Source organism: Azospirillum sp. (assembly GCF_035628975.1).
Lineage (GTDB): Bacteria > Pseudomonadota > Alphaproteobacteria > Azospirillales > Azospirillaceae > Azospirillum.
Genome location: NZ_DASPIS010000035.1, coordinates 1 through 17,248 on the forward strand (window position 1 = coordinate 1; position 17,248 = coordinate 17,248).

A 17,248-nucleotide genomic window follows, 5' to 3' on the forward strand; every position below is an offset into this window, starting at 1 on the left:
GCCGCCGCCGGGCAGGTCCAGCCCTTGGATCGGCGAGGCGGTGTCGGCCAGCTGGATCTCGATCTCCTTGTCGTCAAGCTCGCCGGCTCGCAGCCGCTTGCGGAAGGCCTCGCGCGTGGCCGGCTGCGAGCCGGGGCCGACCAGGGCGTCGAGGATGCGCTCCTCGGCCTGACCCTCGGCCCGCGCCCTCACGCCCGCCCGGCGCTTGTCGCGCACCATCACCAGCGCCGCCTCGACGAGGTCGCGCATGATCTGGTCGACGTCGCGGCCGACGTAGCCGACCTCGGTGAACTTGGTCGCCTCGACCTTCAGGAACGGCGAGCCGGCCAGCTTCGCCAGCCGCCGGGCGATCTCGGTCTTGCCGACGCCGGTGGGCCCGATCATCAGGATGTTCTTGGGCGTTACCTCGGCGCGCAGGTCATCCGGCAGCTGCTGCCGCCGCCAGCGGTTCCTGAGCGCCACGGCCACCGCGCGCTTCGCGTCGCTCTGGCCGACGATGTAGCGGTCGAGCTCGGAGACGATCTCGCGCGGGCTGAAGGCGGCGGTGTCGGCGGACACGGAAGCGGTCTGAATCGTCATGGCGCTCACAGCTTTTCCAGGGTGACGTTTTCGTTGGTGTAGACGCAGATGCCGGCGGCGATCTTCATCGCCTTGCGCGCCACCGCCTCCGCGTCCATCCCGTCGATGTCGATCAGCGCGCGCGCCGCCGATAGGGCGTAGGACCCGCCGGAGCCGATACCGATCAGCCCGTCCTCCGGCTCCAGCACGTCGCCGTTGCCGGTCAGCACGAGGCTGACGGTCTTGTCGGCCACCGCCATCATCGCCTCCAGGCGACGCAGGTAGCGGTCAGTGCGCCAATCCTTAGCCATCTCCACGCAGGCGCGGGTCAGCTGGCCGGGATACTGCTCCAGCTTGCCTTCCAGCCGCTCGAATAGGGTCAGCGCGTCGGCAGTGGCGCCGGCGAAGCCCGCCATCACCGTTCCGCCGGCCAGCCAGCGGACCTTGCGCGCATTGGCCTTCATCACCGTCTGGCCGACCGAGACCTGCCCGTCGCCGGCGATCACCACCTGACCGTTCTTGCGCACGGACAGGATGGTGGTGCCGTGCCATTGGATGGGATCGTGTGGATTGGACGCTGGGTAGGTCATGCGCAAACCATGCAGGAAAAGGGGAGCCGCCCGCCGCCCTGGAAAGGCGCACCGTTACAGGGCGCAAGTCCCTGGAGCCGCGGCGGCAGGGCATCCGGTCTATGTGGGAGGGGCGCGGTCCCCGTCAAGAACATCGCCGTCAAGCTCCCCGTCCTCCGCCCAGGGATCGGCCAAATCGCCGGACGGAATGCCGCGGCCCTGCCGGTTCTGTTCCGCCTTCCAAGCGGTGTTGCGGCCCATTCGATTCTGCTTGGATGGTGGAGAAGATGCGCTTGGCGCGGCCGGATCCACACCAACTGTATCCGGGCCTGCCGGATCCGCCCCCAGCCGGTCGAGCAGTGGACCGATCGCCAGGAAATCGACCAGCCCGGCCGGCGTGGCGACCGAGCGGCCGGCGGACGGCGCCACGCCGACCAGCATGCCGTCGCCATCCAGCAGCGGATCGCCGGTCTCCGTCACCGCCGTGAACAGGGCGGCGGAGCCCAGATCCGCCTGGATCAGCGTGGCACCGCGGCTCTCTCCGGATTGCAGACCGCCGACAATCCCCTCGACCTCCTTGCTCCGTCCGCCGGGGATCGCCCGCACCGGCTCGCTGACGCGCAAGGTCCGGGTGCGGATGGGAAGGGCGGTCAGCCGTGCAGGCACCCTCACCAGGGCAAAGCCGCTCGCCGCATCGCGCCCAACCACCCATCCGGTCAATTCCACCCCGCGCGCCGGCCGAACGGTGACGGTGGGGTCGGATCCGGGGAGGGGCGCCAGCAGCACGGCCTGCACCTCGCCCGCCATATCGGTCTCTCCGATAACGAACCCATGGGAAACGCCCGACGATCCAGCGACAGCCACCCGTGCCGACGCGACCCGGCCGGATCCGCCCCCGGTTCGCAGCAGAAGCCGGCCCGCCGATGGGTAAACGGATGCCGGACCCGGAGCAGCAACCGCCGGCGTCAGCGGGATCGGCCCGGAACCGGCCGGCGTTGCCGTGGAAACCATCGCTGCCGCCGTCGCCGCCGGAACGGGCAGGGTGCCGCCCGACAGCAGGGCGCGGAACCCCGCATCGGCGGCGAGCGCCTCCACCGCGGCGGCGAACGCCTCCTCCATCAACATGGTATCGCCCTGAGGCACGCCGCGCTCCTGGGTCGTCACGCCGGTGGTGACGAGGCGGTGTACCAGCCCGCCACCGCGCGTGTCGTAGACCGTCCATTCCACCTTGACGCTACCGGTGCCGGAACTGCCCTTGCTGCTGCCGGTCAGCCAGTTGACGCGGTTGCACAGCTCCAGCTGCACGTCGCGAAGGTCGCCCTGCACCGTGAAACGGGCTCGGCTGCGGTTGCCGTCGGGGCTGTCGGGACCGCCGGGCCGCCCGACAACGTCGAAGCCGGCGGCGGTCATCACCTCGGCAAACCGCTCCTCGAAGGTGGAGCCGCGGCGCATGTTGACGCCGCTGGTCCAATAGACGTCCTCATAGGGCGGGGCGCAGTCGATGCCCCAAACATGGCGGCCGATCTGCATCCCGCGCCGCATCGACCCGATCGCCAATTCGCCGAAGCGGAAGGGTGCGGTGGTTCCTGCGGCGACCGGCGGTGCCGTCCTGCCCGCCTGCGGAGGCGGGGAGGTACCGCCGCAGCCGGCCGGCAGCAGGCCGAGAAGGAGCATCAGGACTGCGGCGAATGGGCGCGGGTGGGGCATCATAAGCGGATATGCACGCAGGAAGTGTAAAGAACTGTAACCCGCACACCGTCGTAGGACAATCGTCGGAATGGACATGCCGCGCATCAATCGTGCCGGATGCTGGCGCGCAGGGATGCTTCCTGCTACAAAACCGCCATGGACCAGACCCCCATCAACGGCGGCCGCCGCGCCTCGATCGAGCGGAACACCACGGAGACCCGGATCCGGGTCGCGCTGAACCTTGACGGCACCGGCGTCTACGACGTCAAGACGGGGGTCGGCTTCCTCGACCACATGCTGGAGCAGCTGTCGCGCCACAGCCTGATGGACCTGACGGTCCTGGCCGACGGCGACCTGCACATCGATTACCACCACACGACCGAGGACACCGGCATCGCCATCGGCATGGCGGTGGCGAAGGCGCTGGGCGACCGCAAGGGCATCCAGCGCTACGGCCATTCCTATGTCCCGATGGACGAGACGCTGACCCGGGTGGCCCTGGACTTCTCCAACCGGCCCTACCTGATCTGGAAGGTGAACTTCACCCGCGACAAGATCGGCGATTTCGACACCGAGCTGTTCCGCGAGTGGTTCCAGGCCTTCGCCATGTCCGCCGGCGTGACGCTGCACGTCGAAAACCTGTATGGCGAGAACAACCACCATATCGTGGAAAGCTGCTACAAGGCGCTTGCCCGCGCGCTACGCGCCGGGGTGGAGATCGACCCCCGCAAGCGCGATGCGGTGCCCTCCACCAAGGGTACGCTCGGCGGATCGCTCTGACGGCGGGGACCCCGGTCCAACCAACCTCCTCCGCCGTCCTATCTGAAGGTTTGTCACGTCCATGGAAACGGTCGCGCTGATCGATTACGGCTCCGGCAACCTGCGCTCCGCCGCCAAGGCGATCGAGCGCGCGGCCGGCGAGGCCGAGGCCTCCTACACAGTTCTCGTCACCTCCGACGCCGATGCGGTCCGCCACGCCGACCGCGTGGTTCTGCCGGGCGTCGGCGCCTTTGCCGATTGCAAGCGCGGCCTGTCGGAGGTTCCCGGCATGCTCGAGGCGCTGGAGGAGGTGGTGCACCGCCGCGGCCGGCCTTTCCTGGGCATCTGCGTCGGCATGCAACTGATGGCGGAACGCGGCCGCGAATATGGCGTGACCGAGGGGCTGGGCTGGGTCCCGGGCGAGGTGGTGAAGCTGGAGCCGGCGGATCCGGCCCTGAAAATCCCGCATATGGGCTGGAACGAGCTGAACATCCGCCATCCGCACCCGGTCCTGGCCGGTCTGCCGGAGGGCAGCCACGCCTATTTCGTCCATTCCTACCAGTTCAAGCTGGCCGATCCCGACACGCTGATCGCGTCGGCCGATTACGGCGGCCCCTTCGCCGCGGTGGTCGGGCGCGACAATCTGGTCGGCACCCAGTTCCATCCGGAAAAGAGCCAGGCGACCGGTCTGGCGCTGATCGCCAACTTCCTGCGCTGGAAGGTCTGACGCGATGGCCGAGATCGCCATCGACAAGGTCGATGCGCTGAAGACCGCCGACCTGCACGACCTGTGCGACGCGGCCGACGACGCCATCCGGGCCGGCGGCGGCTTCGGCTGGGTCGAGCCGCCGCCTCGCGACGTGATGGAGCGGTTCTGGAAAGGCGTGCTGGTGGTGCCGGAACGGGTGTTGTTCGTCGCCCGCCTGGACGGGGTGGTCGCCGGATCCGCCCAACTGGTCAAGCCGCCGCGCAACAACGAGGCGCAGGCCCACGCCGCCCAGTTGACCACCAGCTTCGTCGCCCCCTGGGCGCGCGGCCACGGCCTTGCCCGCCGCCTGACCATGGCGGTGGTGGACGAGGCCTGCGCCGCCGGTTTCCAGGTGCTGAACCTGGATGTCCGCGTGACGCAGGAGGCGGCCATCGCGCTCTATGAATCGCTCGGCTTCAGGCGCTGGGGAACCCATCCCTTCTATGCGCTGGTGCAGGGCAAGCCGCTCGCCGGCCATTTCTACTGCAAAGACCTCCAGCCCGCCCACCAGCCGCCTGCCCAATAACCGCCAGCAAGCCATAGGAAGACGCCAGCGATGATCATCTACCCCGCCATCGACCTTAAGGACGGTGCCTGCGTCCGCCTGCTGCGCGGCGAGATGAGCCAGGCCACGGTCTTCAACACCGATCCCGGCGAACAGGCCCGCCTGTTCCAGAGCCAGGGTTTCGAATGGCTGCATCTGGTCGACCTCAACGGCGCCTTCGAAGGCAAGCCGGTGAACGGCGCCGCGGTCGAAAGCATCCTGAAATCCGTCACCATCCCGGTGCAGCTCGGCGGTGGCATCCGCGACCTGACCACCATCGGCATGTGGCTGGAGAAGGGTGTCAGCCGCGTCATCCTGGGCACGGTGGCGCTGCGCGACCCGGAACTGGTCAAGGCCGCCTGCCGTGAGTTCCCGGGCAGGATCGCGGTGGGCATCGACGCGCGCGAAGGCTATGTCGCCGTGGCTGGCTGGGCCGAGACCTCCGACATCAAGGCGCTGGATCTGGCGCTGAAGTTCGAGGATTGCGGCGTCGCCGCCATCATCTACACCGACATCAACCGCGACGGCGCCATGGGCGGCGTCAATGTGGAGTCGACCTCCGACCTCGCCTTCCACCTGACCACGCCGGTCATCGCGTCGGGCGGCGTCTCCTCCATCGAGGACCTGAAGGCGCTGAAGCTGGAGGAGGACACCGGGATCGAGGGGGTGATCTGCGGCCGTGCGCTGTACGATGGCCGGATCGACCCTAAGGAGGCGCTGGCCCTGCTCTCCGCCACTGCCGTCGAGGACGCCGACTGATGCTGAAGATGCGCGTCATCCCCTGCCTGGACGTCAAGGACGGCCGGGTGGTGAAGGGGGTCAACTTCGTCGATCTGGTCGATGCCGGCGATCCGGTCGAACAGGCCCGCGTCTACGACCGCGAGGGCGCCGACGAGCTGACTTTTCTCGACATCACAGCGAGCCACGAGAACCGCGACACCATCTTCGACGTGGTGCGGCGGACGGCGGAGCAGGTCTTCATGCCGCTGACCGTCGGCGGCGGCGTGCGCACGGTGGACGACATCCGCAAGCTGCTGCTGGCGGGCGCCGACAAGGTGTCGATCAACACCGCGGCGATCCATCGTCCGGAGTTCGTGCGCGAGGGTGCGGAGAAGTTCGGCGCCCAGTGCATCGTCGTCGCCATCGATGCCAAGAAGGTCGCTCCCGGCAAATGGGAGGTCTTCACCCATGGCGGCCGCAACGCCACCGGCATCGACGCGGTGGAATGGGCCAAGCGGATGGAATCGCTGGGGGCGGGTGAAATCCTGCTGACCTCGATGGACCGTGACGGCACCAAGAGCGGCTTCGACCTGGAGCTGACGCGCACGGTGGCGGATTCCATCCGCATCCCGGTGATCGCGTCCGGCGGCGTCGGCACGCTCGACCATCTGGTGGAGGGCATCCGCGAGGGCCACGCCACCGCGGTGCTCGCCGCCTCGATCTTCCATTTCGGCACCTACACCATCGGTCAGGCCAAGGCGGCGCTGAGCGCCGCCGGCATTCCGGTGCGTCCGGCCCGGGCGACGAATGCGGCGGTGGAGACGGCACATGGGTGACAAGAAGTCTGCCGACAAGGCGCCGGCCCCGCTGGGCGCCGAGGTGCTCGACCGGCTGTTCGTCACCGTCCAGGGCCGCAAGGGCGCCGATCCGGAGACCTCCTACACCGCGAAGCTCTACAGCCGCGGCACCGCCAAGATCGCCCAGAAGGTGGGCGAGGAGGCGGTGGAGGCGATCCTGGAGGCGGTGCGCGGCGACAAGGCGGCGCTGGCCGCGGAATCCGCCGACCTGCTCTATCACCTGCTGGTGCTGTGGGCCGACCTGGGGCTGGATCCGGCGGAGGTCTGGACCAAGCTCGCCCAGCGCGAGGGCACCAGCGGCATCGACGAGAAGAAGTCCCGCAAAGCCTGAGCGGGATTCCCCACCAAGAGGACGCACGCGATGGCCAAGAGCTATGACGACAGCAACGTGTTCGCCCGCATCCTGCGCGGCGAAATCCCGTGCAAGACGGTGTTTGAGTCCGAGCACGCGCTCGCTTTCCACGACATCGACCCGCAGACGCCCACCCATGTGCTGGTGATCCCCAAGGGCGCCTACATCGACATGGGCGACTTCACCGCCAAGGCGTCGGACGCCGAGATCGCCGGCCTGTTCCGCGCGGTGGGCGAGGTCGCCCGCATGGTGGGTGCCGACGGTCCCGGCTATCGCATCCTGTCCAACTGCGGCGAGGCCGCGCACCAGGAAGTGCCCCACCTGCACATCCACCTGTTCGCCGGGCGCGACCTGGGGCGGATGATCGGGAAGGCTTGAGGACGCATTTGGCGTCCAGCGTTTTGCCCCCTCCCTAACCCTCCCCCGCTCTCGGCCGGCCAAAGGCCGGTCCGACCGCGGGAGAGGGAACTCCGCCGCTCTCGCGCTTAACTCCCTCTCCCACCGAAGGTGGGGGAGGGTCGGGGAGGAGGCATCCGGTAGCCGACACCCACCCAACTCCATCACCGCCGCCGCACCCCCGCCCGGCGCCGTGCGCCCTTCTTCGGCGGCACCGCGTCCAGGATCGCCAGGATCGCGTCGATCCGCTCCTCGTCCAGGTCGCCGATGCGTTCCGACAGCCGGTTGGCCAGCTCCGTCGCTTTCGCGCTCAAGCCCGCGGTGTCGACGGTCACGCGGGGATGGGACAGATCCGCAAGCCGTTCCAACTCCTCCGCATCGTCCCAGATGATGCCGAAATAGGCGCAGATCTGCCGGACCAGCTGGGGGGAGGGCTGGCCGCGCTTGCCGTGTTCCAGGGCAGAAAGATAGGCGGACGAGATGGAGAGGTCCGTCGCCATCTGCTTCAGCGTCACGCCCTTGGCGTCGCGCAGCGACCGGACCCGTTCGCCGAACGGGGTCATGGGTAGTCCCTGATTGTTTGGGACTCAGTCCTTACGGTCGCGCCGCCGTTTGATCAAGACATACAGCGCGCCGTCGCCGCCATCCTTCGGCCGGGCCGGCTGGATCGCCAGCACCATCGGGCGCAGGGCCGGATCCGCCAGCCAGCGTGGCGTCGCCTGACGCAGGACGCCCAGCCCGCCGAAGCTGCCCTTGCCGGTGATGACCAGGATACAGCGCCGCCCCTCGTTCCAGGCGCGGTGGACGAAGGAGGCGAGCGCGGTATGCGCCTGCGCCTGGGTCATGCCGTGCAGGTCGATCCGGCCATCGATCTCCAGCTCGCCGCGGCGGAAGCGGTCGCCGGTGCGGCGGTCGATGTTGGCGGTGGATCCGGGCGTCAGCGGCGGATGGACCGTCCGGGAGGGGCGGGCCGGGCCAGGGAATTGCTTGGCAGTCGGCGGCGGGGCGAGGCTGGTCGCCACCGGTTCCTCCACCAGCTCCGCCATGGTCGCCACGGGCTCCGGCTCGGCCTCGATCTGCCGGCCCGGCATCGGTTCGGCGTCGCGCATGGCGAGCCGCCACAAGCGCCGCTCGTCGGGCGTGGGCAGTCGTCTGCGGGTCATCGGCGCGGAACCTTCTGCGGAAAGGAAAAAGGGGCTGCGCCGTGGGATAAAGCCCGCCGACGCGCCCCTGTCAATGTGTGTTGCCGCGACGCGAAAGAAAAGGCGCCGGGAGAAATGGAAGGGCGCCGGCGGAACGCCTCAGCCGCCCGCCTTCAACGCGTCCAAACGCCCCTTCAACAGGGTGTATTCCGGATCGCTCGGCTTGAACTGGGCGATCAGCTTGCCCCAATGGGCGGCGGCCTCGTCCCGGCGGCCCGACATCATGGCGTCGAGGCCGAGCAGCCACAGCGCATCCTTGTTCTCCGGCTCCGCCTTCAGCGCCAGGCGCAGGGCGGAGGTCGCTTCCTCGGGCAGGGGCTTTGGCGTCTCGTTGCGCGGCTGGGTCTGCAGCACGGCGTTGGCGTAGACCACCTGCACGTCGGCGCGGTCCGGCGCCCGTTCGCGCGCCTTGCGGGCGGCCTCCAGCGCCTTGTCCGGTTCACCCAGCACACCATAGGAGCGGGCGAGCTTCAGCCACCCCTCGACGTCCGACGGGTCGGCGTCCAGCTTGGCGGCGAGGCTGGCGACCATGCCGCGGATCATCTCGTCCTGGCTCTGGCCCTCGGACGCCTGTCCGTTCTGGCCGGGCTGGCCCTGGGCCATCGGACCGGCGGGCTTCTGCTCGGCCGGCAGCGGCTGCGGCGTCACCTTGGTGGGATCGAGGTCCAGGGCAATCGCGGCCTCGCGGATCTGGTCACGCAAGACCGGGACCCACGGCGCGTCGGCCGGCGATTCCGCCATCAGCGAGGCCCAGCGGTCGAGAGCGTCCTTGCGGTCGCCGGCCTGATAGCGGGCGAGCGCCGCAAAGAAGCGGGCGCGCGGGTCCTTCGGCTCCTTCGCCAGAACGGCGTCGAAGGCCTTCACCGCCTCTTCCCCGACCATCCCGTCGTTGGCGGACACCAGCGTCTCGCCGAACAGGCCCTGCAGCTCGACATCGTCCCCGTTCAAGGCGACGGCGCGGCGCAGGGCATCCGCCGCGTCGGCGTTGCGGCCCATCTTGGCATAGGCCTGACCCAGGATCAGCCAGCCCTGCAGGTCGTTCGGATTCTCCGCCAGCTGCGCCTTCAGCTTATCCATCGCCGCCAGCACGGTCTTTGGCGGGCCGCCGCGTTCCTGTTCCAGGTTGCGCGACGCCAGCGGCTGCGCCGGCAGATCCGGGCGGCCATACAGGCCATAGACGCTGAGCGCGCCGAGCGGCAGCACCAGCGCCAGCAGCACCGCCAGCACACGCGCGCTACGCGGGGTCGCGGGGGTTGCGGCGGAACCGCTTTTCTCCGCGGTCGCCAGCATGCGCCGCGCGATTTCCGCCTTGGCGGCCTCGGCCTGGGCGTCGTTGATCAGGCCGCGTGCGCGGTCGCGCTCCAGCTCGTCCAGCTGGTCGCGATAGACCTCGCGGTCGAAGGCGTCGCGATCGGGAGCGGCGGCACCGGACCGCAGCAGCGGCGGCACGATCAGCAGCAGCACGGCCGCGGTCAGGACGGCGGCGAGAATCCAGAACAGCATCAGTCGTCTTTCCGCAGCAGGGCATCCAGCCGCCGCCGCTCATCCGCGCTCAGGGGAGCGGTGTCGGCGCCGGCGGCCACACCCCGCCGCCCGCGCAGGAACAGGAAGGTGCCGATCGCCCCCAGCAGCAGCACGGCGAAGGGGCCGATCCACAGCACCAGCGTGGTGGCCTTGAAGGGCGGGCGCAGTAGCACATAGTCGCCGTAGCGGTCGGTGACGTACTCCATCACCTTCGCGTCGCTGTCGCCGGCCTGCAGCCGGTCGCGCACCAGAACCCGCAGGTCGCGAGCGAGCGGCGCGTTGCTGTCGTCGATCGACTGGTTCTGGCAGACCAGGCAGCGCAGTTCCTGGCTGATGGCGCGCGCGCGGGATTCCAGCGCCGGGTCCGGCAGGACCTCCTCCGGCTGGACGGCAAGGGCGGGGGTCAGCGCCGGCAGGGTGACCGACAGCGCCAGCAGGGCGGCAAGAAGGGCGCGTTTCATCAGCCCTGCCTCAGATGCTTGACCATGGGGAGAAGCTGCTCCTCCACCACCTGCGGGGTCAGCGGGCCGACATGCTTGAAGCGGATTCGGCCCTGGCGGTCGATCAGGTAGCTTTCCGGCACGCCGTACACGCCCCAATCGATCGACACCCGGCCGTCCTGGTCGGCGCCGATGGCGGCGTAGGGGTTGCCGTTGCGCGCCAGCCAGGTCAGCGCGTCCTCCGGCTTGTCCTTGTAGTTGATGCCGAAGACCGTCACCCCCTGCTCCCGCGACAGGCGGGTGATGACGGGATGCTCCGCCTTGCAGGGAATGCACCAGGAGGCGAAGACGTTCACCAGCGTCACGTCGCCCTTCAGCCTGGCCGAGGACAGGCCGCCGGTGGCGGGCTGTCCCGAAATGGCCGGCAGCTCGAAGGTCGGCGCCGGCTTGTCGATCAGGGCCGACGGGATGTCGCGCGGGTCGCGCTGGAACCCCAGGTAGAAGGCGATGCCCACCCCGATGAACAGCAGGAAGGGCAGCAGGTACAGAAGGCGGCGCATCGTGTCTTGGTCCTCATTCGGCCGGAAGCGGAGCCGACTTGCCGGCCGTGCGGCGGCGTTCCGGCGCGCCGATGCGGAACCGGCGGTCGGTCAGGCTCACCAGTCCGCCCAGCATCATCCCCGCGCCGCCGATCCAGATCCACGGCACCAGCGGGTGGTGGTAGATGCGGACGATCCAGGCGGTGCCGTTCTGCGTCGGGTCGCCCAGCGCCACATACAGGTCGGAGAAGACCGTGGTGTGGATGGCCGATTCCGTGGTCGTCATCCGGGTGGTGCTGTAGCTGCGGCGTTCCGGCGTCAGGGTGGCGATGGGCTGGCCGTCCCGGGTGACGGTGAAGACGCCGCGTTCGGCCTTGAAGTTCGGGCCGTCGACCAGCCCGATGCTGTCGAAACGGAACTCGTAGCCTGCAACGCTGGCTTGGTCGCCCGGCTTCATCGCCGTGATCGATTCCGTCTGCCAGGCCGAGGTGCCGGTCATGCCGAGGATCGACAGGCCGACGCAGGCGTGCGCGATGGTCATGCCCCAGGCGCTGCGCGGCAGATGCACGGCGCGGTGCCAGCTGTTGCGGAAGGAGGTGCGGAACAGGGCGATGCGGTCGGCGAACTCCACCAGCGAGCCGACGAAGGCCCAGGCGGCGAGCGCGATGCCCACCAGCGCCAGCAGCGGCCCGCCGCCGGCCTTGACGTAGGCGGTGATGGCGACGGCGATTACCACGGCGACCCCGGCGATCCACAGCCGGCTCAGCGCCGCCCACAGATCCGCCCGCTTCCAGGACAGGAAGGGGCCGACCACCATGGCGACGATCATCGGGATGGCGACGGGTATGAAGGTGGCATTGAAGAAGGGGGCGCCGACCGACACCTTGCCCAGGTTCAGGATGTCGAGGAACAGCGGATAGAGCGTGCCGATGAACACCGTCGCCGTCGCGGTGGACAGCAGCAGGTTGTTCATCACCAGCGCGCCCTCGCGGCTGATCGGCGCGAACAGACCGCCGGCCTTCAGCGACGGCGCGCGCAGGCTGTAGAGCAACAGCGAGCCGCCGGTGGCGATCGCCAGCAGCACCAGGATGAAGACGCCGCGCTTGGGATCGACCGCAAAGGCATGGACCGAAGTCAGGATGCCGGAGCGCACCAGGAAGGTGCCCATCAGCGACAGCGAGAAGGTGACGATGGACAGCAGGATGGTCCAGCTCTTCAGCGCGTCGCGCTTCTCCACCACGATGGCGGAGTGCAGCAGCGCGGTGCCGGCCAGCCATGGCATGAAGGACGCGTTCTCCACCGGGTCCCAGTACCACCAGCCGCCCCAGCCCAGCTCGTAATAGGCCCACCAGGAGCCCATGGCGATGCCCATGGTCAGGGTCGACCACGCCGCCAGCGTCCAGGGCCGCACCCAGCGCGCCCAGGCGGGATCGACCCGCCCCTCGATCAACGCGGCGACGGCGAAGGAGAAGGCCATGGAGAAGCCGACATAGCCGGCATAGAGGAAGGGCGGATGGAAGGCGAGGCCGGGGTCCTGCAGCAGCGGGTTCAGGTCGTTGCCGTCGAGCGGCGCCGGGATCACGCGGATGAAGGGGTTGGACGTCGCCAGGATGAACAGCAGGAAGCCGACCCCGATCAGCCCCTGGACCGCCAGCACGCGCGCCTTCAGCGTCGGCGGCAGGTTGCGCCCGAACATGGCCACGGCGGCGCCGAAGATCGTCAGCATGACGATCCACAGCATCATCGAGCCCTCGTGGTTGCCCCAAACGCCCGACACCTTGTAGAGCATCGGCTTGGCCGAGTGGCTGTTCTGCACCACGTTCAGCACGCTGAAGTCGGACACCACATGCGCCCAGGTCAGGGCGGCATAGGCGACCAGCACCAGCAGCATCTGGGCGATGGCCGCGGGCACCGCGACGTTCATCCAGGCACCGTTGCGGGTGGCGGCGCCGACCAGCGGCGGCACCGACTGCACCAGCGCGACGAAAAGCGCCAGCACCAGCGCGTAATGGCCGAGTTCGGGGATCACGGTCCCGCTACTCCTTCTTCGCGGTCTTCGTCTCGGACTCCGCCGGGTTCTTGTAGACGCCGGCCTGCTTCAGCGCCTCCGACACCTCGGGCGGCATGTAGTTCTCGTCATGCTTGGCCAGGACCTCGCGCGCGACGAAGACGCCGCCGGTCAGCTTGCCCTCGGCCACCACGCCCTGGCCCTCGCGGAACAGGTCGGGCAGCTGGCCGCGATAGCGGACGTCGATGGTGTGGGCGGTGTCGGTGACCCGGAAGGAGGTGGTGAGGCCGTCCGGCGTCTTCTGCACGCTGCCTTCCTCGACCAGCCCGCCCAGGCGGAAATTGCGGTCGCCAACCTGCTGCGTCTGCAGCTGGGTCGGGCTGTAGAAGAAGACGATGTTGTCCTGGAAGGCGGTCAGCGCCAGGGCGGTCGCCGAGCCCAGCCCCAGAAGGGCGAGGCCCAGCATGTAGAGGCGGCGTTTCTTGCGGGTCATCCTTCGCTCGCTTCCGCCGGCGTTCCGGCGTTCTGATCGGCCGTCTTCCGGCCGGCGTTGCGGGTGCGGCGGCGGGCCGGGCGGGCGCTTTCCAGCGCCTTCAGCGTCGCCTCGGCGTTGCGCAGCCCCTTCCAGGTGGCGACCAGCAGGCCCAGCAGGACAAGGGTGGCGATGCCGTAGGCCGGCCAGACGTAGGCGGCGTACCCGCCCATGTGGAGGAATTCGTTCATCGTCTTGTTCCTGCGTCCTCAGCCCTGCATTCCGTCCGTCACCGCGCCGTCGCCGGCAACCGACAGCCGCAGCGTCTGTATCTTGCGCTGGGCGATCTCCGTGCGCACGCGCAGCAGGACCACCGACAGGAAATAGGCGGTGAAGGCACCGGCCATCACCAGAAGCGGCGTCAGCATGGTGGGGTCGATGCTGGGGCCGCCCATGCGCACGACGCTGGCGGGCTGGTGCAGCGTGTTCCACCAGTCGACCGAGAACTTGATGATCGGCACGTTGACGATGCCGACCAGCAGCAGGACGTTGCCGGCCTTCGTGCCGCGCTGCGGATCGTCGAAGGCGTTCACCAGGGCCATGTAGCCCAGATACAGGAAGAACAGGATCAGCACGCTGGTCAGCCGCGCGTCCCACACCCACCAGGTGCCCCACATCGGCGCTCCCCACAGCGACCCGGTCACCAGGCACACGAAGGTGAAGCCGGCGCCGATGGGGGCGGCGGCCTTGGCGAACAGGTCGGCCAGCGGGTGCTTCCACACCAGACCAACCGCCGCGGCGACGGCCATGTTGGTGTAGACGAACAGGCTCATCCAGGCGGCGGGAACATGGATGTACATGATCCGCACCGTCTCGCCCTGCTGATAGTCGGGCGGCGAGCCGAACAGGCTGAGCCACAGCCCGAGGATCGTCAGGATCACGGTCGCCCCGGCGCACCACGGCAGAAGCACGGCCGACAGGCGCAGGAAACGGGCGGGATTGGCGAAGCGATGCATAGAACGATGGCCCCGGTACAAGTGACCTTGGTCAGGCTTGCGGACGATATAAGCGCATGTATGGCGGACTGCGAGGGGTTTCGCCTTGATCTCGGTCAGGAAGAACCGCCATTCGTTCGTACTCTGACACCAAGGTATGAGAGGTCCCAAGCCCCTGGAGGCACTCGGTTCATTGGCTGTATGGACGCCGGGGGAGGGGATTTTCATCCCTTCCCGCCGGCGGATCTTTTTTCGGTCAGGCGGCCAGTTCCTCCCGCAATCCCTCGCCCAAGGCCGCCCGCATCGCCCCGGCGATCAGGTCGAAATCGCGGGGGCTGACCGGCAGCAGGCCGAAGCGGAAGGGATAGCCCCAGTTCCGCACCCCGGCGGTCAGCTCCAGCCGGTCCAGCAGCGGCTGGATCGGTGCCTCCTCCGCCAGCCACCAGGACACGTCGCGCCGGAAGGGGATGAAGCCGCCGCCCATGTCGAACTGGTAGGGCTCTCCCGCCAGGACGGTGCCGATGGCGGTGAAGGACTTCAGCCCGTCCGCCACGCCGAACCGGTCGGTGGGGGAGTAGTAGGCGACCCGGTCGCCCGGCCGGATCCGCCGCAGCGGCGCCGCCTTGCCGTGGCAGACCTGCATGAAGCCGCCGGCCCGGCCGCGCCGCACATGCTCGGCGCTGGCCACCGCGATCCAGCTGCCGGTGCGTGTGCTGCCGGTGCGCGTGCCGCCGCTCACGACCGCACCTGCTCGGACTGGTTCTCTTCCCTATGGGGGGCGAACACGCGGAGCCGGTGGCCGTCGGGGTCGCGTGCAACGAAGGTATGACCGAAATCCATCGCGGTCGGCGGCTGCAGGATGGTCAGGCCGCGGGCGCTCCAGTCGGCGTGGAGGTCGCGCACCGCGGCCTCGTCGGCGACGGTGAAGGCGATCTCGCTGCCTCCCGGCAGGGTCGCGGCCGGCTCCACCGTATGGCGAGACCACAGGCCCAGCATCAGCCCGTCGCCCGCCTTGAACATGGCGAAGGTGGGGGAGGCCTCCACCGGCGGCCGGCCCAGCAGGTCGGCATAGAAGGCGGCGCTGGCGGCCGGGCTGTCGACATGGAGCAGGACGAAATCGAGCGCGAGCTTGGCGGCGGGCTTGGCAGTGGTGGGCTTGGCAGTGGCGGTGGTTGCGGTGGCGGTCATGGCTGGCTCCGGTCTTGAAGGGATGGGGTGGGGCGGCCGGTTCGTTCCGTTCGCCGCCCCACCGGCAAAGCCAAGACTAGGCCGACATGCTGACAGTTTCCGTCAGCATGGTGTCAGCCCCCTCCCATCCTCATTGCGGAATGCCCTCCGCCGCGCGCCATTCCTTCAGCATCGCCTGCCGGCGGCGGGGATAGCGGGTGTCGCTGGCGGTCAGCGCCAGGATGCGGTCGGTGCGGAAATGGCGGAAGGACTGGCGCAGTTCGCACCACGCCACCATCACCCGCACCCGGTCGAAGAAGCCAAGCGCGAAGGGCCAGACCATGCGCCGGCTCTCCGACCCGTCGCGGTCGCGATAGGCGATCTCCAGCTTGCGTTCGCCGCGGATGGCGGTACGGATGGTCGCCAACTCGGCATCTCCTGCGGCGATCGGCTCACCCGGCCCAACGAGCAGGGCGGAGCCGTCCAGCCCCTCCCGCTTGTCCTGCGGCAGCACCGCGGCGATCTTCGCGAGCGCGTTGCGCGCCGCCCCGCCCAGCCGGCTGTCGCCGCGGTCGACCACCCAGCGCGACCCCAGCACCAGCGCCTCGACCTCCTCCTCGGTGAACATCAGCGGCGGCAGCAGGAAGCCGGCGCGCAGCAGATAGCCGACCCCCGGCTCCCCCTCGATCATCGCGCCCTGTGCCTGCAGGGTGGCGATGTCGCGATAGAGCGTGCGCAGGCTGACCCCCAACTCGCCGGCAAGCGACTTGCCGCTGACCGGCTGGCGATGCCGCCGCAGAACCTGCATCAGATCGAGGAGACGTTCGGCGCGCGACATGGTACCGGAGGGAAAGGGACGAGAGGCGCGGTGGAAAGCACCGCTTGTTCGGGGGTGTTCACCCGGTTCGGCCAAGCATACTGTCGCGGTGGTTGAGGCTCAATCCAGAGGAACTGATGAAGACCATTCTTATCACCGGCGGCGGGCGCGGGATCGGAAAGGCCATTGCCCTGCTGGCCGGCAGCCGCGGCTGGTCGGTCGGCATCAACTATGTCGGCAACGAAACCACCGCCCGTGAAACGGCCGACGCTGTGCGGGCGGGCGGCGGACGGGCCGTGACGCTGCGCGGAGACGTGGCGGTCGAGGCGGATGTCGTCGCCATGTTCGAGGCGGCGGAACAGCAGCTCGGGCCGCTCGACGGCGTGGTGGTGAACGCCGGCATCGTCGCACCATCCTGCCCCTTGACCGAAATGAGCGCCGAGCGGATGCGCCGGGTGTTCGAGGTGAACGTCTTCGGGGCCTATCTGTGTGCGCGCGAGAGTGCGCGCCGTCTGGCACCGCGGGGGGCGGGGTCGATCGTTCTGATGTCCTCCGCGGCGGCCCGGCTCGGTTCGCCCTTCGAGTATGTGGACTATGCCGGATCGAAGGCGGCGCTGGACACGTTGACGGTCGGGCTGTCGAAAGAGCTGGGACCGCAGGGTGTCCGCGTCAACGCGATCCGCCCCGGTTTGATCGACACGGAGATCCACGCCAGCGGAGGCCAGCCCGGCCGCGCACAGCGCCTGGGCGTCAACGCTCCGCTCGGGCGGGCCGGGCGAGCGGAGGAGGTGGCCGAGGCCGCCATCTGGCTGTTGAGCGATGCCGCATCCTACACGACCGGGGCGATCCTTGACGTATCGGGCGGACGCTGACGGCGCCGCAGAAAGAAAAA

At 69.1% G+C, this 17,248-nt stretch carries 23 protein-coding genes; 8 read left to right on the forward strand and 15 right to left on the reverse strand.

Features of this window, described 5'->3' with window-relative positions:
• From VD964_RS07610 to VD964_RS07620, 3 genes are all read right to left on the reverse strand, one after another.
• On the reverse strand, window positions 1-579 hold a 579-nt coding region (locus VD964_RS07610), incomplete at its 3' end, for an AAA family ATPase (protein ID WP_324867194.1).
• Window positions 580-584: 5 nt separating this feature from the next.
• Window positions 585-1,148: an ATP-dependent protease subunit HslV gene (gene hslV, locus VD964_RS07615; RefSeq protein WP_324867196.1), complete on the reverse strand. Its 564-nt coding sequence runs from the start codon at window positions 1,146-1,148 to the stop codon at window positions 585-587.
• Between the two features lie 99 nt (window positions 1,149-1,247).
• Entirely contained in the window at window positions 1,248-2,801 is a 1,554-nt protein-coding gene (locus tag VD964_RS07620) for a serine protease (RefSeq protein ID WP_324867198.1), read from the reverse strand.
• A gap of 171 nt (window positions 2,802-2,972) precedes the next feature.
• Here VD964_RS07620 and hisB point away from each other — a divergent pair, with 171 nt between their 5' ends.
• From hisB to VD964_RS07655, 7 genes are all read left to right on the forward strand, one after another.
• On the forward strand, window positions 2,973-3,596 hold the full coding sequence (gene hisB, locus VD964_RS07625) for an imidazoleglycerol-phosphate dehydratase HisB (RefSeq protein WP_324867200.1): 624 nt from the start codon (window positions 2,973-2,975) through the stop codon (window positions 3,594-3,596).
• Between the two features lie 61 nt (window positions 3,597-3,657).
• Entirely contained in the window at window positions 3,658-4,302 is a 645-nt protein-coding gene (hisH, locus tag VD964_RS07630) for an imidazole glycerol phosphate synthase subunit HisH (RefSeq protein WP_324867202.1), read from the forward strand.
• A gap of 4 nt (window positions 4,303-4,306) precedes the next feature.
• Window positions 4,307-4,849 carry a GNAT family N-acetyltransferase gene (locus VD964_RS07635; RefSeq protein WP_324867204.1) on the forward strand — a complete coding sequence of 181 codons (543 nt, stop codon included), beginning with the start codon at window positions 4,307-4,309 and terminating at the stop codon, window positions 4,847-4,849.
• Window positions 4,850-4,879: 30 nt separating this feature from the next.
• Entirely contained in the window at window positions 4,880-5,626 is a 747-nt protein-coding gene (hisA, locus tag VD964_RS07640) for a 1-(5-phosphoribosyl)-5-[(5-phosphoribosylamino)methylideneamino]imidazole-4-carboxamide isomerase (RefSeq protein WP_324867206.1), read from the forward strand.
• On the forward strand, window positions 5,626-6,423 hold the full coding sequence (hisF, locus tag VD964_RS07645; protein WP_324867208.1) for an imidazole glycerol phosphate synthase subunit HisF: 798 nt from the start codon (window positions 5,626-5,628) through the stop codon (window positions 6,421-6,423). The genes hisA and hisF overlap by 1 nt, the downstream gene beginning before the upstream one ends.
• Window positions 6,416-6,775, forward strand: a complete 360-nt coding sequence (locus VD964_RS07650; protein ID WP_324867211.1) for a phosphoribosyl-ATP diphosphatase — start codon at window positions 6,416-6,418, stop codon at window positions 6,773-6,775. Before hisF ends, VD964_RS07650 begins: the two co-directional genes overlap by 8 nt.
• 30 nt (window positions 6,776-6,805) lie before the next feature.
• Window positions 6,806-7,174 carry a histidine triad nucleotide-binding protein gene (locus tag VD964_RS07655; RefSeq protein ID WP_324867213.1) on the forward strand — a complete coding sequence of 123 codons (369 nt, stop codon included), beginning with the start codon at window positions 6,806-6,808 and terminating at the stop codon, window positions 7,172-7,174.
• A gap of 182 nt (window positions 7,175-7,356) precedes the next feature.
• Here VD964_RS07655 and VD964_RS07660 read toward each other — a convergent pair whose 3' ends face one another.
• The 12 genes from VD964_RS07660 to VD964_RS07715 all read right to left on the reverse strand — a co-directional run bounded on the left by VD964_RS07660 (window position 7,357) and on the right by VD964_RS07715 (window position 16,377).
• Complete coding sequence (locus tag VD964_RS07660) at window positions 7,357-7,755, reverse strand: helix-turn-helix transcriptional regulator (protein ID WP_324867215.1); 399 nt, start codon at window positions 7,753-7,755, stop codon at window positions 7,357-7,359.
• A gap of 24 nt (window positions 7,756-7,779) precedes the next feature.
• Entirely contained in the window at window positions 7,780-8,355 is a 576-nt protein-coding gene (locus VD964_RS07665) for a Smr/MutS family protein (protein ID WP_324867217.1), read from the reverse strand.
• A 138-nt stretch (window positions 8,356-8,493) separates the two neighbouring features.
• Window positions 8,494-9,897: a c-type cytochrome biogenesis protein CcmI gene (gene ccmI / locus VD964_RS07670; protein WP_324867219.1), complete on the reverse strand. Its 1,404-nt coding sequence runs from the start codon at window positions 9,895-9,897 to the stop codon at window positions 8,494-8,496.
• Window positions 9,897-10,379 carry a cytochrome c-type biogenesis protein gene (locus VD964_RS07675; protein WP_324867221.1) on the reverse strand — a complete coding sequence of 161 codons (483 nt, stop codon included), beginning with the start codon at window positions 10,377-10,379 and terminating at the stop codon, window positions 9,897-9,899. The genes ccmI and VD964_RS07675 overlap by 1 nt, the downstream gene beginning before the upstream one ends.
• Window positions 10,379-10,918: a DsbE family thiol:disulfide interchange protein gene (locus VD964_RS07680; RefSeq protein WP_324867223.1), complete on the reverse strand. Its 540-nt coding sequence runs from the start codon at window positions 10,916-10,918 to the stop codon at window positions 10,379-10,381. Before VD964_RS07680 ends, VD964_RS07675 begins: the two co-directional genes overlap by 1 nt.
• A gap of 13 nt (window positions 10,919-10,931) precedes the next feature.
• Entirely contained in the window at window positions 10,932-12,926 is a 1,995-nt protein-coding gene (locus VD964_RS07685) for a heme lyase CcmF/NrfE family subunit (protein ID WP_324867225.1), read from the reverse strand.
• 7 nt (window positions 12,927-12,933) lie between these two features.
• Entirely contained in the window at window positions 12,934-13,398 is a 465-nt protein-coding gene (gene ccmE / locus VD964_RS07690; RefSeq protein WP_149223723.1) for a cytochrome c maturation protein CcmE, read from the reverse strand.
• Window positions 13,395-13,628 (reverse strand): heme exporter protein CcmD, encoded by a 234-nt coding sequence (gene ccmD / locus VD964_RS07695; RefSeq protein WP_324867230.1) that lies wholly within the window; start codon window positions 13,626-13,628, stop codon window positions 13,395-13,397. Before ccmD ends, ccmE begins: the two co-directional genes overlap by 4 nt.
• An 18-nt stretch (window positions 13,629-13,646) precedes the next feature.
• Window positions 13,647-14,393 (reverse strand): heme ABC transporter permease, encoded by a 747-nt coding sequence (locus VD964_RS07700; RefSeq protein ID WP_324867232.1) that lies wholly within the window; start codon window positions 14,391-14,393, stop codon window positions 13,647-13,649.
• Window positions 14,394-14,628: 235 nt separating this feature from the next.
• Window positions 14,629-15,111 (reverse strand): EVE domain-containing protein, encoded by a 483-nt coding sequence (locus tag VD964_RS07705; protein ID WP_324867234.1) that lies wholly within the window; start codon window positions 15,109-15,111, stop codon window positions 14,629-14,631.
• The gene (locus VD964_RS07710; RefSeq protein ID WP_324867236.1) at window positions 15,108-15,560 is read right to left on the reverse strand and encodes a VOC family protein; all 453 of its coding nucleotides are present in this window, start codon (window positions 15,558-15,560) and stop codon (window positions 15,108-15,110) included. Before VD964_RS07710 ends, VD964_RS07705 begins: the two co-directional genes overlap by 4 nt.
• A gap of 130 nt (window positions 15,561-15,690) precedes the next feature.
• Entirely contained in the window at window positions 15,691-16,377 is a 687-nt protein-coding gene (locus VD964_RS07715; protein WP_324867238.1) for a YafY family protein, read from the reverse strand.
• A 116-nt stretch (window positions 16,378-16,493) separates the two neighbouring features.
• Here VD964_RS07715 and VD964_RS07720 point away from each other — a divergent pair, with 116 nt between their 5' ends.
• Complete coding sequence (locus tag VD964_RS07720) at window positions 16,494-17,228, forward strand: SDR family oxidoreductase (protein ID WP_324867240.1); 735 nt, start codon at window positions 16,494-16,496, stop codon at window positions 17,226-17,228.
• Window positions 17,229-17,248: the final 20 nt, after the last annotated feature.